Annotated in this window: 11 protein-coding genes; 5 read left to right on the top strand and 6 right to left on the bottom strand. The window is 70.6% G+C overall.

Going from position 1 to position 13,417, the window contains the following annotated elements; genetic code table 11:
• Nucleotides 1–265: 265 nt before the first annotated feature.
• The 4 genes from ACIQTT_RS16250 to ACIQTT_RS16235 are packed head-to-tail and all read right to left on the bottom strand — an operon-like array spanning nt 266 to nt 4,415.
• Nucleotides 266–1,273 carry a hypothetical protein gene (locus ACIQTT_RS16250; protein WP_402792384.1) on the bottom strand — a complete coding sequence of 336 codons (1,008 nt, stop codon included), beginning with the start codon at nt 1,271–1,273 and terminating at the stop codon, nt 266–268.
• On the bottom strand, nt 1,270–2,505 hold the full coding sequence (locus ACIQTT_RS16245; protein WP_402792381.1) for a sensor histidine kinase: 1,236 nt from the start codon (nt 2,503–2,505) through the stop codon (nt 1,270–1,272). Before ACIQTT_RS16245 ends, ACIQTT_RS16250 begins: the two co-directional genes overlap by 4 nt.
• Nucleotides 2,495–3,154, bottom strand: coding sequence for a response regulator (locus tag ACIQTT_RS16240; RefSeq protein ID WP_402792378.1), 660 nt, complete (start codon nt 3,152–3,154; stop codon nt 2,495–2,497). Before ACIQTT_RS16240 ends, ACIQTT_RS16245 begins: the two co-directional genes overlap by 11 nt.
• 13 nt (nt 3,155–3,167) lie before the next feature.
• Nucleotides 3,168–4,415 carry a class I SAM-dependent RNA methyltransferase gene (locus tag ACIQTT_RS16235; RefSeq protein ID WP_402792375.1) on the bottom strand — a complete coding sequence of 416 codons (1,248 nt, stop codon included), beginning with the start codon at nt 4,413–4,415 and terminating at the stop codon, nt 3,168–3,170.
• 39 nt (nt 4,416–4,454) lie between these two features.
• Here ACIQTT_RS16235 and ACIQTT_RS16230 point away from each other — a divergent pair, with 39 nt between their 5' ends.
• A complete protein-coding gene (locus tag ACIQTT_RS16230; protein WP_402792373.1) occupies nt 4,455–5,111 on the top strand; it encodes a Maf family protein in 657 nt (218 codons plus the stop codon).
• Nucleotides 5,112–5,189: 78 nt separating this feature from the next.
• On the top strand, nt 5,190–6,956 hold the full coding sequence (locus ACIQTT_RS16225) for a biotin carboxylase N-terminal domain-containing protein (RefSeq protein WP_402792370.1): 1,767 nt from the start codon (nt 5,190–5,192) through the stop codon (nt 6,954–6,956).
• 95 nt (nt 6,957–7,051) lie between these two features.
• On the opposite strand, the gene ACIQTT_RS16220 is transcribed toward ACIQTT_RS16225, so the two are convergent.
• On the bottom strand, nt 7,052–8,500 hold the full coding sequence (locus ACIQTT_RS16220; protein ID WP_402792367.1) for an NAD(P)H-quinone dehydrogenase: 1,449 nt from the start codon (nt 8,498–8,500) through the stop codon (nt 7,052–7,054).
• Between the two features lie 49 nt (nt 8,501–8,549).
• On the opposite strand from ACIQTT_RS16220, the gene ACIQTT_RS16215 reads away from it, so the two are divergent.
• The 3 genes from ACIQTT_RS16215 (at nt 8,550) to ACIQTT_RS16205 (ending at nt 11,380) form a co-directional block, all read left to right on the top strand.
• Nucleotides 8,550–9,383 carry a purine-nucleoside phosphorylase gene (locus ACIQTT_RS16215; RefSeq protein WP_402792364.1) on the top strand — a complete coding sequence of 278 codons (834 nt, stop codon included), beginning with the start codon at nt 8,550–8,552 and terminating at the stop codon, nt 9,381–9,383.
• On the top strand, nt 9,380–11,050 hold the full coding sequence (locus tag ACIQTT_RS16210; protein ID WP_402792361.1) for a phospho-sugar mutase: 1,671 nt from the start codon (nt 9,380–9,382) through the stop codon (nt 11,048–11,050). The genes ACIQTT_RS16215 and ACIQTT_RS16210 overlap by 4 nt, the downstream gene beginning before the upstream one ends.
• A 66-nt stretch (nt 11,051–11,116) precedes the next feature.
• On the top strand, nt 11,117–11,380 hold the full coding sequence (locus ACIQTT_RS16205) for an HPr family phosphocarrier protein (RefSeq protein WP_402792358.1): 264 nt from the start codon (nt 11,117–11,119) through the stop codon (nt 11,378–11,380).
• A 49-nt stretch (nt 11,381–11,429) separates the two neighbouring features.
• Here the strand turns inward: ACIQTT_RS16205 and ACIQTT_RS16200 are convergent, their stop codons facing one another.
• Complete coding sequence (locus tag ACIQTT_RS16200) at nt 11,430–13,349, bottom strand: BglG family transcription antiterminator (protein WP_402792355.1); 1,920 nt, start codon at nt 13,347–13,349, stop codon at nt 11,430–11,432.
• Nucleotides 13,350–13,417: the final 68 nt, after the last annotated feature.

The raw sequence follows: 13,417 nt of genomic DNA, 5'->3' as shown, positions 1-13,417 counted from the left end.
CCGCATCCTGACGCCTGTGTCCCCCAAAATACCTACAGACACGGGGGTTGCGACCCGCGAAACTTATGGAGACGCTTCGCGTTCGATCGGTCTCTCTGTCCCAGGGTAGACAGACGGTGATCGATCATCCGCGGCTGGTTTTCGGGTAACTGAGCCGCATGGCGAGGGGCTGGCGATTTCGCCGCCCCTCGCCCATTCTCACTTCTTCTTCGACTCCGGCACCCTCCCCCAGCCGGAGCCGAAGAGAAGCGCCATCGCCGATGGTTCAGCCGTGGGCCGCGCTCCGCGGGATCTCGTGCCACACGTCGACGGAGTCGTCGTCGCGCGACGAGCCCGATCCCACGCGCCCGACCACCGTCACCGCGGTGCGATCGTCCTTGGCGGAGCGGATGATGAGGCGTCCCGCGTGAGCCTCTGCCAGGACACCGGCGAGCTCGTCACGGATCTCGACGCGGCGCGACTCGTCGACGCCGTCGAGACCGCCCTCGTCGAACACGGTGACGACTGCGCCGCGTCGGCGGGCCGCCTCGATCGCATCACGCACCGCATCGTTGAGCAGGTCGGCTCCGCGCAGCTCGTCACGCAGCCGCCCCTCGGCGAGGCGCGCATCGAGACGCTCCTCCTCGGTCAGGGAGCCCCGCGTGGCCACGGTCCGGCTGAGCACGGGGCCCGCGACCGCGAGAGCGAACTGAGTGCGCACGCGCCGCTCACGCTGACGCACGAGCTGCGTGGCGTGCCAGGCAGACACCGCCTGCTGGATCTCGGCGAGGCGCTCGGTGTCGCGCACCGCCCGGTCCCAGAACCACACCAGAAGGTTCGCGACGACCACCCACATGATCGATCCGACCAGGCCGAGCCGGAGCGAGGTGAAGAACCCGAGGAACGCGGACGATGTGGCGACGAGGAGCAGGAGGATCAACCAGCCCGTCAGGAATCGTCGCCGCACGACGAGAATGACGCTCAGCAGGCCCACGCCACCGATGTACCACGTCGCGAACGGTGCCGTGCGGACGGGTTCGGTGAGCGAGAACGTCACGGCGACCGGAATGATCACGCTGACGACCGTGGCAAGCACGGCCGACCACAGCGGCAGCTTCACGGTGTCGGGCGAGCCGAGGATCGCCAGGTTCACGACGACCAGGTAGAGCGCGATCGCGAGCACCATGAACACGGGCGCAGACGGATCGGCCGTCCACGCGACACCACGTGCAGCGAAGTACAGCGCGAAGCCGACCGCGAGCGAGGTCGCGGTGCTGCGGACGGTACGGTTCATGGCGCACTCCATCCCAGGGCCACGGTCGTGCCCCCGGCATCCGAGTCGATCTGCGCTGTTCCCGCGACACCGGCCATACGCGCGAGGACTGACGCGCGGATACCCAGGCGGTCTTCCCCGATGGCCGCGAGATCGAACCCTGCTCCGGTGTCGCTCACGGTCACGCGGATGCCGTCGTCACCCTGCGAGTCGGCAACGATGTGGAGTCCGCGCCCACCCGCATGCGTGACCGCGTTGCCGATCGCCTGCCGTGCGGCGAGCACGAGCGCCCGTGCCACACGGCCCGGGATGACTCCCGGTGCGCCATTCTCCTCGACGATCGCATCGACGCCCATCTCGGAGAGCGCTCGGCGCAGCTCTGACACGATCTGCGCGACGGCGACCGGTTCGTCGCTACCTTCCTGGGTGACCGCCGCCTCGGTGTTGGCGAGGCGGGTGAGCGCCTCGCGGGCCATCGCGACGGCGAGTTCCTTCGCCCGATCGCTCTCGGCACGCTCGGCGGCGATCAGCGCCGCGAGCACGCTGTCGTGCATGAGCGCCGACATCGCGATGCGCTCCTCCTCCGCGGCGGCCGCCGCCGCGGCGGCCGCGTAGGAGGCGACCGCATGCCCTCGCGCGTCGTCGACGCCGGCGGCAACCGACCGGAACATCCATCCCAGCGAGATGATGACGAGACCGAGGATCAGGGTGAACGACACATCGAACGCCGTGGCGACCCAGAACGGCCGCGAGAACTCCCCCTGCACCAGCTGCACGTAGCCATAGACGAACGGCACGGCGACCGCCCAGGCGTACTGCACGCGCACGGGGAAGGCGAGCATCGCGGCCACGACGCCGACGTTGACGAAGTAGAAGATCCACGGCTGCGTGGCGGCGAGGCCGTCGCCGTTCGTCACGACATTGGGCCAGGCGGCGAGCACGAGCACGTAGGTCACCGCGAAGATCCCGGAAGCGATGCGCACGCCCCGGCCGATCAGGCAGCAGACCAGCATCACCGCGAACGGCACGTAGACGAGGAAGACGATGACGGCATGGCCGACGTTCGCATCCGCGAGCGAAGGGATCGCGAAGAACAGCGCCTGCACGCCGAGTGCCGTCGACCCGATCGCGACGACCGTGGCGAGGATGCGCTCCATGCGCTTGCCGGTGAACCGTTCGAACTCGGTCTCGGCCGCGCCGGGAGACGGGATCTGGTTCCACGCCTCACGGATGCTGAGGGACTCAGCGGCCACTCGACGCCCCGTCTGGTTCGACGATGCCGTCTTCCATCGCCCGCCGGAGCAGATCGACCTTCGTCGGCGCCGGACGCCCGACCTCGACGTACTTCACGCGGATGCGGGTGATGTTCTCCTTGGCCGTGGAGTACGCGACGCCGAGACGCTCGGCCACCGCCTTCAGCGGAAGTCCGGCGGCGTACAGGCGGAGCACCTCGCGCTCGCGGGTCGAGAGCTGCGCATCGGCGAAGTCGCGGTCGCCGTCGACCGCGCTCGCCCATTCCACGTTGTTGAGGGCTTCACCGTGGGCGACGGTACGGATCGCGTCGAGCACGTCGTCGAGCGCCGAGGATTTGCTGACCACGCCCGCGGCGCCGGCGGCGAGCGCTTCGCGGACCGCGGCGGGGCGATCGGCGACGCTGTGGATGACGACGCTCGCGCCGTCGGTGACCAGCGAGTTCACGTTCTCGGTGACCGTCGTCCCGTCGCCGAGGGTGAGATCGAGCACCACGACCTCGGCGGGAGCCGCGCCGGACGCGGCCCGCCAGTCGAGGTACGACACGACCGTGCTGCCCGAGAAGACGATGGTCTGACCGTCGCGTGCGCACGCCGCTTCGAGTCCCAGGCGGACAGACTCGTGATCATCGATGAGGGCGACCGTGCTCATCCCCACAGCCTAGTCAGCGGGTGAGCAGCGCGACGACCTCGAAGTGGTGCGAATGCGGGAACAGGTCGAACCCGCGCAGGCGGTCGACATTCCAGCCGAGCCCCCGGAACGTGCCGAGGTCGCGTGCCAGCGCGACCGGATCGCAGGCGACGTAGGCGATCGCCTCCGGAGCGAGGGCGTGCACCGCCTCGACGACCTGGCGTCCGGCGCCCGCGCGCGGCGGGTCGAGGATGACGGCGCCGCTGCGTCCGCCGCCGGTGCGCGTGGCGAGGAAACGGTCGACGCGCGCCGTGACCGCGTTCACCGCGAGAGGGGCGAGGTTCTCGGCGGCGTGCTGGGTCGCGCGGGCGCTCGACTCGACGGTCACGATATCGGTGCCGCCGAGATCGGCGAGCGTCGCGGCGAAGAGCCCGACCCCGCCGTAGAGATCGAAGTGCGTCGCCTGATCGTCGACGTGCCCGTCGAGCAGGCCGTAGACCGCCGCATCCAGAACGGATGCCGCACGCGGATGCACCTGCCAGAACCCCGTCGCGTCGACGGCGAACCGCCGGTCGTTCACGACCTCGTGGATCACCTCGGGAGCCGGGCGGCGTCGGAACCCGCGGGCGACCTTCGCCGGACGTTCGGTGGAATCACGGCGGATGACCCGAACCGTGCCGTCGGCCGGTTCGACCAGTTCGATGCGCCCCGGGGCCTCTCCGCGCAGGGAGAGTGCGGCCTCGGCGATCGCCGGGCGCGCGAGCGGGTGGGAGGTCACGGGGATCACGCGGTGGCTGCGGGCCGCGTACGGACCGACCTGCCCCGCGTCGTCGACGTGCAGCGTGACACGCGTGCGCCAGCCGCTCCCGTCACCCGACTCGACGGCCTCGATCTCGGGGGCCTCGAGACCCGCGCCGGCGAAGCGGTCGAGCGCCTCGGTCAGCACCTGCCGCTTGAGGACGCGCTGGTGGTCGAGATCGATGTGCCCCAGATCGGCTCCGCCCGGACGATCGGCGGGATCGCGGGTCACGTCGGCCTCTGCCCAGAGGTGCGGGCGGCGGTGCTCGGACGCGTCGAGCACCTCGACGGTCTCGGCGCGCCAGAAGCTGCGGGTGGAGGCATCCGCTCCCTCGCCGGGAGCGATCAGGCGTGCGCGAACGCGCTCGCCCGGGATCGCATCGGAGACGAAGACGACGCGTCCTTCGTGGCGGGCGACGAAGGTGCCGCCGTGCGCGATCCCCGTGATGTCGAGGTCGAGCAGGTCCGCATCGGGGGAAGTCATCCTTCGAGGATACGGCGGTCCACGGATACGGTGGACCACATGCGCGTCTGCCTCGCCTCCACCTCTCCCGCCCGTCTGATGCTGCTGCGGCAGGCGGGGATCGAGCCGCTCACCCTCTCCCCCGACGTCGACGAGGACGCGGTGGCTGCGGCCGCCGCAGCCGAACGCGGAACGGAGCTGCCGCCCGCGGAGCTCGTGCTGCTGTTGGGACGGGCCAAGGCCGCCGATGTCGCCCGTCGCCTCTCGTCCGAGGACCCCGCCTTCGACGGCATCGTGATCGGGGGCGATTCGATGTTCGAGCTCGACGGACGCGTCTACGGCAAGCCCTACACGGCGGAGGAGGCGACGCGCCGCTGGCGCGAGATGCGGGGAGCCACCGGCGTGCTGCACTCCGGGCACTCCGTCTTCCGCGTCTCCCCCGGCGCGGAGCCGGTCGAGGCCACGGCGACGGCTGCGGCATCCGTGACCTTCGCCGACGACATCACCGATGACGAGATCGCGGCCTACGTCGCCTCGGGCGAGCCGTTGCTGGTCGCGGGCGCCTTCACCGTCGACAGCCTCGGCGGTGCGTTCATCACCCGGGTCGACGGTGATCCCTCGACCGTGGTGGGGATGTCGCTCTCGACCGTTCGACGCCTCGCCGCCGAGCTCGGCGTCGTCTGGACGGACCTCTGGAACGCCCCGACCCGGTCGTAGACTCCCCTCCACGTTCTCGGCTCTTTCTTGTGGGGAGTCGTCAAATGGATCCCCCTGCTTCTCGCTAGGCTGGCAACCATGCCTGCTATCGCCAAGGTGCTCATCGCCAACCGCGGCGAGATCGCCGTCCGCATCATCCGCGCCGCCCGGGATTCCGGAATCGCCTCGGTCGCCGTCTACGCCGACCAGGACCGTGACGCGCTGCACACGCGACTCGCCGACGAGGCCTACGCACTCGGAGGCGCGACCAGCGCCGAGACGTACCTCCAGATCGAGAAGATCCTCTCCGTCGCCCGGCGCGCCGGCGCCGACGCCGTGCACCCCGGTTACGGCTTCCTCGCCGAGAACGCCGAGTTCGCCCGCGCCGTGATCGGTGCGGGGCTCATCTGGATCGGCCCGTCGCCCGAGGCCATCGAGGCGCTCGGCGACAAGGTCACCGCACGCCACGTCGCTGAGAAGGTGGGCGCACCGCTCGCCCCCGGCACCCCCGGTCCGGTCGAGACCGCCGACGAGGTCGTCGCCTTCGCGAAGGAGTTCGGCCTGCCGATCGCCATCAAGGCCGCCTACGGCGGCGGCGGACGCGGCCTCAAGGTCGCCCGTGAGCTCGACGAGGTCGCGGAGCTGTTCGAGTCGGCAACGCGCGAGGCCGTCTCGGCCTTCGGTCGCGGCGAGTGCTTCGTCGAGAAGTACCTCGACAAGCCCCGGCACGTCGAGACCCAGTGCCTGGCGGATGCCGAGGGCAACGTCGTCGTCATCTCGACCCGCGACTGCTCGCTGCAGCGCCGTCACCAGAAGCTCGTCGAGGAGGCGCCCGCGCCGTTCCTGACCGACGAGCAGAACGCCCAGCTCTACGCCGCCTCGAAGGCCATCCTCAAGGAGGTCGGCTACGTGGGCGCCGGAACCTGCGAGTTCCTCATCGGCGCCGACGGCACCGTCTCGTTCCTCGAGGTCAACACGCGCCTCCAGGTCGAGCACCCGGTCTCCGAGGAGGTCACCGGCATCGACCTCGTGCGCGAGCAGTTCCGCATCGCCGCCGGCGGCACGATCGACTATGCCGACCCCGAGCCGCAGGGCCACTCCTTCGAGTTCCGCATCAACGGCGAGGACCCGGGCCGCGGCTTCCTCCCCCAGCCGGGCCCCGTCCACGTCTTCAAGACCTTCGGCGGCCCCGGCATCCGCCTCGACTCCGGCGTGACCGCCGGTGACTCGGTCTCGGGTGCCTTCGACTCGCTGCTCGCGAAGATCATCGTCACCGGCAAGAACCGCGAGGAGGCGCTGGAGCGCTCGCGCCGCGCGCTCGACGAGTTCGAGGTCTCGGGTCTGCCGACCGTGCTCCCCTTCCACCGCAAGGTCGTCCGCGATCCCGCTTTCACCGCCGAGAACGGTGAGTTCGGCATCTTCACGCGCTGGATCGAGACCGAGTTCGTCAACGACATCCCCGCGTGGGACGGCGAGCTCGAGGCCCCGGCACCGGGTGCCGGTCGCCACACGGTGGTCGTCGAGGTCGCCGGTAAACGCCTCGAGGTCAGCCTCCCCGACCGCGTGGCCGTCGCCGCCGGCAGCGCCGGACGCCCGGCCGCCGTGCCGCCGGCACGTCGCAGCCACGCCACCACCGCCAACGCGGGCGCCTCGGGCGATGCGGTCAAGTCGCCCATGCAGGCCACCGTCGTCAAGATCGCCGTCGAGGAGGGGCAGCAGGTCGTCAAGGGCGACCTCGTCGTCGTGCTCGAGGCCATGAAGATGGAACAGCCTCTGCAGGCCCACAAGGACGGCGTCGTCGGCAACATCAATGCGGATGCCGGCGCCACCGTCTCCGCCGGGCACCAGCTGCTCACGATCAGCTGAGCCCGTCCAGAACCTCAGGCCCCTTCGACAGGCTCAGGGACCCAGGTACGCGAAAGGCGCCCCACCGCGGGTGGGGCGCCTTTCGCGTCGTCCGATCAGGAGATGTTGAACAGGTGCATCGCCCGGCTCGCGTCCGTGATGCTGCTGGACAGCGACGGGTACGCCGCGAAGACGCGCGAGACCTGATCGACCGTGAGGCGCCGCTCGACAGCGATCGCGATCGGGTAGATCAGCTCGGAGGCCTTCGGGGCGACGATCACTCCGCCGATGACCGTTCCCGACCCCTTGCGGGCGATGAGCTTCACGAAGCCGTCCTTGATGCCCATCATCTTCGCGCGCGGGTTCGCGGCCAGCGGCAGCTTGTAGACCATGCCGTCGGCCACGCCGTCTTCTACGTCCTTCTCGGAGTATCCGACGGTCGCGATCTCGGGAGCGGTGAAGATGTTCGAGGTGATCTTGATCTGCTCGAGCGGGATGACGATGTCGCCGAGCGCGTGGAACACGGCCGTGCGGCCCTGCATCGACGCGACCGAGGCCAGCGGGAAGAAGTTCGTGCAGTCGCCCACCGCGTAGATGTTGGGCACCGAGGTGCGCGCCACGCGGTTCACGCGGATGTGCCCCTGCTCGGTGAGTTCCACCCCCGCCTCGGCGAGACCGATGTCGGCGGTGTTGGGGATGGAACCGACCGCCATGAGGCAGTGGCTGCCGTCGACCGTGCGGCCGTCGGAGAGGGTGACGGTAACGCCGTCCTTGGTGGTCTCGACCTTGTCGGCGCGGGCCTTCGAGAGCACGGTCATGCCACCGCGCTTGAAGACCTTCTCGAGCACGCGGGCGGCATCCTGGTCCTCTCCGGGAAGCACCTGGTCGCGGCTGGAGACGAGCGTCACCTTCGCGCCGAGGTTCATGTACGCGGAGGCGAACTCGGCGCCGGTGACGCCCGAGCCGACCACGATCAGGTGGTCGGGAAGGGACTTCATGTCGTACAGCTGCGTCCACGTGAGGATCCGGCGACCGTCGGGCTTGGCGGAGTCCAGCTCGCGAGGAGCCGCGCCGACCGCCACCACGATGGTGTCGGCCTCGACGCGGTCGAAGTCGGTGCCGCCCTGACCGGTCGAGACGACGATCGCGTCGGAGCCCTCCAGGCGGCCGTGACCGGAGAGGATGCGCACGCCCGCCTCGAGCAGAGTCGCGCGCATGTCCTCGGACTGCTGCCCCGCGAGCGCCATCAGTCGCTTGTTGACGGCGGCGAGGTTGATCGCGATCTCGGGCTTGAGCGGCTTGCCCTTCTCGCCCTTCGCGTAGAACTGCACACCGAGGTCGCTCGCCTCGGAGATCGCGACCGCGGCATCGGCGGTCGCGATCAGGCTCTTCGACGGCACGACGTCGGTGAGGACTGCCGCACCGCCCACGCCGACGCGCTCGACCAGGGTCACCTCGGCTCCGAGCTGAGCGGCAGCCAGGGCCGCCTCGTAACCGCCGGGACCGCCGCCGAGGACGGCGACGCGCTGAGTGCGCTCGAAAGGGGTGGAAGACATGAAAGCCATTCTTCCGCAATCTTGGCAGCCGAGCCGTCACCTTCCTAGAGTGGAGCCTATGTCCGAGACTCACAGCAACCCCCTGGATGACCCGAACGCCGACCCGTTCGAGGTCGCCGCCACCGCCGCCGCCGACATCGCACGGCTCACCGGCGTCGAGAAGCACGACATCGCGCTCACGCTCGGCAGCGGTTGGGGCAAGGCCGCCGACATCATCGGCGAGACCGTCGCGACCATCCCCGCGACCGAGGTCACCGGTTTCTCGAAGCCCGCGCTCGAGGGCCACGTCGGCACCCTGCGCAGCATCCGCACCCCCGACGGCAAGAACGTCCTCGTCATCGGCGCGCGCACCCACTACTACGAGGACCACGGCGTGCGCCGTGTCGTGCACAGCGTGCGCACGGCGGCGGCGACCGGAGCCAAGATCATGGTGCTCACGAACGGTGCCGGCGGCATCCGCGAGACCTGGACGCCCGGCCAGCCGGTGCTCATCAGCGACCACATCAACCTCACCGCCGACTCCCCGCTCGAAGGCGCCACCTTCATCGATCTCACCGATCTGTACGCGAAGCGCCTGCGCGACATCGCCCGCAGCGTCGACCCGAGCCTCGACGAGGGCGTCTACACGCAGTTCCGCGGCCCGCACTACGAGACGCCGGCGGAGGTGCAGATGGCGAAGGTCATCGGCGGGCACATCGTCGGCATGTCGACCGCCCTCGAGGCGATCGCCGCGCGCGAGGCGGGCATGGAGGTGCTCGGCTTCTCGCTGATCACGAACCTCGCCGCCGGCATCCAGAAGACTCCCCTCAGCCACGCCGAGGTGATCGAGGCCGGACGCGAGGCGGAGCCGGTGATCTCGGCCCTCCTCGCCCGAGTGGTCGAGGCGCTGTGAGCGAGGAGCGGCTCGCCCAGGCTCGCGCCTGGATGCGCCAGGACCCCGACCACGAAACCCGCGACCAGCTGGCCGGGATCATCACGCGCGCGGCGAGCGGCGAGGAGGCCGCGCTGGCCGACCTCGACGATCGCTTCGGCGCCCGCCTGGCCTTCGGGACGGCGGGTCTGCGCGGCGAACTCGGTGCGGGGAGCAACCGCATGAACCGCGTGCTCGTCACGCAGGCGGCCGCCGGCTTCGCGGCGTACTTGCGCGAGCGCGCGGGCGGCGCGATCCCGACCGTGGTGATCGGCTATGACGGACGCCGCAACTCGCGGGTCTTCGCCACCGACTCCGCCGAGATCTTCGCCGGTGCGGGGCTGCGCGCAGTGCTCCTCCCCCGTCTGCTGCCGACACCGGTGCTCGCCTTCGCGGTGCGCCACCTCGGCGCGGATGCCGGGGTCATGGTGACCGCGAGCCACAACCCGCCGAACGACAACGGCTACAAGGTCTACCTCGGCGGCGCTGACGAGGGTTCGCAGATCGTCGCGCCCGCGGACGCCGAGATCGCGGCATCCATCCAGCGCGTCGCGGATGCCGGCAGCATCGCCGCTCTCCCCCGCTCTGCCTCCTACGAGGTCGCGGGCGAAGACGTCGTCGATGCGTACGTGGCGGCCACGGCCGCGGTCGCCCCCGCTCCCGAGGGTGCGTCGGGACTGCGCTGGGTGTACACGGCGATGCACGGCGTCGGATGGGAGACGTTCGCACGCATCGTCACCGCCGCGGGTTACCCCCGCCCGGCCGTCGTCGGCGAACAGCTCGCACCCGATGCGACGTTCCGCACGGTCTCCTTCCCCAACCCGGAGGAGCCGGGAGCGATGGACCTCGCGTTCGCGCGGGCCCGCCGCACGAACGCGGACTTCATCCTCGCCAACGATCCGGATGCCGACCGCCTCGCCGTCGCCATCCCCGACGACTCGGCGCCCGAGGGATGGCGTCGCCTCACCGGCAACGAGGTCGGCCTGCTCCTGGGCGCCCGTGCCGCGCGCGCCGCCGCCGGGACGCCCGGTGCAGCGCTGGCGTGCTCGCTGGTGTCGTCGCCGGGGCTCGGCGCGATCGCCGCGCACCACGGTCTCGACTTCCACGAGACGCTCACCGGCTTCAAGTGGATCTCACGCGCCCCCGGCATCGTCTTCGGTTTCGAGGAAGCCCTCGGCTACCTCGTTAACCCCGAAACGGTGCGCGACAAGGACGGCATCTCCGCGGCCGTCGCGATCCTCGGCCTCGCCGCCGAGGCCCGCGACCGCGGGGCGACGATCGCGGACCTGCTCGCGGAACTCGGCGACACCTACGGGCATTTCTCGAGCGGTCAGGTCTCGATCCGCGTCGACGATCTCTCGATCATCGGACGCGTCATGCTGGCCCTGCGCACGCTGCCCCCGGTCCAGATCGCCGGCCGGCCGGTCGCCTCGGTCGACGACCTCCTGCACGCCGCCGCCAGCCAGCCCTCGGGCGATGTACTGCGCTACCGGCTGGACGACGGCTCACGGGTGATCGTGCGCCCGAGCGGTACCGAGCCCAAGCTCAAGGTCTACATCGACGCCGCGGGTGCCTCGTCCGACGATGCCCGTGCGGCGGTCGTCGAGATCGAGACCGGAGTGCGGGAACTCCTCGACGAGCGCTCCTGACCGCTCACGACGGCGCGTGGCCCCGCGGGGCCGCGCGCCGTCGGCATACCCGGATACGATCGGAGCATGCCGACCCGCCACGTCATCGTCAGCGCGCACAACGGAGTGCATGCCCGACCCGTCGCCGAGATCGTCCGTCTCGTGCAGGCCCACGACTCGCCCGTGACCCTGCGCACCTCGGACGGGACGACCGTCGATCTGCGCAGCGTGCTCGCGGTGATGGACCTCGCGCTCGGCACCGGCGATGCCGTCGAGCTGCAGACCGCGGCGGGGCCGGGTGCCGACGATCTGCTCGACGAGCTCGCGTCCGTGCTCGCCCCGGCGCCGTGACGCCGCTCTGACACCGCCCTGATGCCCGCAACGGGGACGGCGAGAACGCTCAGCCGTCGATGACGGCGACGAGCTCGTCGAGGAAGGCCTCGAAGGTCGTTCCCCGGCGCACGATCCGTTGCACGCTCTCGCGCTCGCTGAAGACCTCGACGAGCTGCTCGAACACGGTCTGGAACGCCGCGCGGTCACCCTCGCTGAAGGCGGCCAACGCCACGACCTGCACACGGCCGTCCGCCCACGCGGCCGATCCGTCGGCCACGCCGATCGCGATGGACGTGCGCGTCGCCGTCATCTGCAGTGCGTGCGGCACGGCGAGCGCGTCCGTGAACGCAGTCGACGACATGCGCTCGCGCACGATCGTGTTCTCGACGTAGTCCTCGCCGATCACCCCGGTGCCCACGAGCAGTCCGCCGAGGCGCCGGATGATCGCCTCCTCGCCCTCGTCGGGGAGCGGGTGCACGAAGGCGTCGGCGTCGAAGTACTGGGCGAGCTCCTCGCGCAGGTGCGTGAGCCGGCGACCGCGGCGGATACGCCCGGCGGCCTGCTGCACGCGCTCGACGTCGGAGTCGGTGAAGAACGGGTGGATGCGCACGAAGCGTTCGCCGGTGAGGGCTGGCTCGATCGTGCTGAGCACGAGGTCGGTGTCGAACGACGACCAATCGGGGTCGACGCTGGTCACGACGCTCGTGACCTCGATCGCCGAGCCGAGCGAACGGTCGACGCTCGAGCGCAGCAGCTCGTGCAACTCGTAGTACCCGGGGCAGACGATGGTCGCGGTGAGGATCGTCGCGGCCTTGCGGCTGCGTTCGAGCCGGCCGCCGACGTGCATGGCGATGTAGGCGATCTCGTCGTCGTGGATCGGTGTGCCCAAACGGTCGTGCAGCCCTGAGGCGATCGACACCGCGACCTCGAAGATCATGGGGTACGAGGTCTTCAGCGAGCGCGTGAGCGGATTGCGGGCGAAGGCCTGGCCCTGCGTACGCCGGAGCAGGTTCTGCACGTGCAGCGAGAGGCGGAGCACGAACGAGTCCTCGACGAGGTCGACGTCGTACTCGGCCGCAGCGCGGGCGAGCTCGGCGCGCACCGCGTCTTCGACCCCGGCCTCCACACCGCTGCGGGCGACCTCCCGTGTCGCCTCCTCGCCGGGAGCGACGACCCGGGTGAGCACGAGCGAGGCGAGGTGCCGGCTGTCGCCCTCCCCCAGTTCGACGCCGAAGTGCTCGGTCGCCAGCCGGGAGATCATCTCCCCCATCCGCGGGATCTCGTCGTGCGCTCCGGTCGGATCGCCGGCGATCGCGTACCCCGAGGCGACACGGTCGGTGGCGATCGCGATGTGCAGGAGCACGTCCGAGATCGCGAGTTCGTTCACGAAGTAGCCGAGCGTGCCGAGTTCGCGCACGAGCGCCGACTTGAACGGGCCGACCGCCTCGGCCGACATCCCCGTGCCGGCGAGCGCACGGCGGAACGTCTCGGGGTGGAACGACGCGGCATCCATCTCGTCGTGGGCGAGGCGCGAGATCAGCCGGCGCTGCTCCTCCTCGGTGCCCTGCAGCCGCACGATCTCCCGATCGCGCTCGAGCACGAGGTCCGTGCCGTCGAGCAGACCGCGGACCCGGGCGAGGTCGGCCTCGAGGGTCGCCTCGCTCACGTGCATCCGCTCGGCGGTCGCGTAGATATCGATGCCGTCCGGCTCGTCGAGGAGCATCCGCACCACCGCGTGCAGACGATCGCGCGGGGCTGACTCGCCACCCGACCGGGCGCGGAGGGCGTCGCGCGCGGCGGGGCCCGCTCGATAGCCCGCGGGTCCGGACTCGACGGCGTCACCGCCGACGCGGGCGTTGAGGGCGGCGACGTACGAGCGGATGCTGCGGGGTGTCACCCCGACCAGATCGGCGAGGCTGGCGGCGGTCGCCCACGAGCCCCGGCGCAGCAGAGCGGTGAGGATCTGGTCCTGGCGCTGGCGCGACATGATCCTCCCTCTGCTCGTCGTACGTGCGCGACTTCTCTGTGCGCCGCCCTCCCATGATGTCAGGCCGA

The sequence above is a fragment of the Microbacterium sp. NPDC090225 genome, assembly GCF_044772365.1.
Lineage (GTDB): Bacteria > Actinomycetota > Actinomycetes > Actinomycetales > Microbacteriaceae > Microbacterium.
Note: the sequence above shows the minus strand (reverse complement) of the source record. Positions and strands in the feature narration are given on the sequence as shown.

What these genes read in the sequence shown, in the direction of transcription:
- ACIQTT_RS16225 (WP_402792370.1), top strand. Translation starts at nt 5,190, where the DNA reads ATGCCTGCTATCGCCAAGGTGCTCATCGCCAACCGCGGCGAGATCGCC.
- ACIQTT_RS16250 (WP_402792384.1), bottom strand. Translation starts at nt 1,273, where the DNA reads ATGAACCGTACCGTCCGCAGCACCGCGACCTCGCTCGCGGTCGGCTTC.
- ACIQTT_RS16230 (WP_402792373.1), top strand. Translation starts at nt 4,455, where the DNA reads ATGCGCGTCTGCCTCGCCTCCACCTCTCCCGCCCGTCTGATGCTGCTG.
- ACIQTT_RS16235 (WP_402792375.1), bottom strand. Translation starts at nt 4,415, where the DNA reads ATGACTTCCCCCGATGCGGACCTGCTCGACCTCGACATCACGGGGATC.
- ACIQTT_RS16200 (WP_402792355.1), bottom strand. Translation starts at nt 13,349, where the DNA reads ATGTCGCGCCAGCGCCAGGACCAGATCCTCACCGCTCTGCTGCGCCGG.
- ACIQTT_RS16205 (WP_402792358.1), top strand. Translation starts at nt 11,117, where the DNA reads ATGCCGACCCGCCACGTCATCGTCAGCGCGCACAACGGAGTGCATGCC.
- ACIQTT_RS16240 (WP_402792378.1), bottom strand. Translation starts at nt 3,154, where the DNA reads ATGAGCACGGTCGCCCTCATCGATGATCACGAGTCTGTCCGCCTGGGA.
- ACIQTT_RS16215 (WP_402792364.1), top strand. Translation starts at nt 8,550, where the DNA reads ATGTCCGAGACTCACAGCAACCCCCTGGATGACCCGAACGCCGACCCG.
- ACIQTT_RS16220 (WP_402792367.1), bottom strand. Translation starts at nt 8,500, where the DNA reads ATGGCTTTCATGTCTTCCACCCCTTTCGAGCGCACTCAGCGCGTCGCC.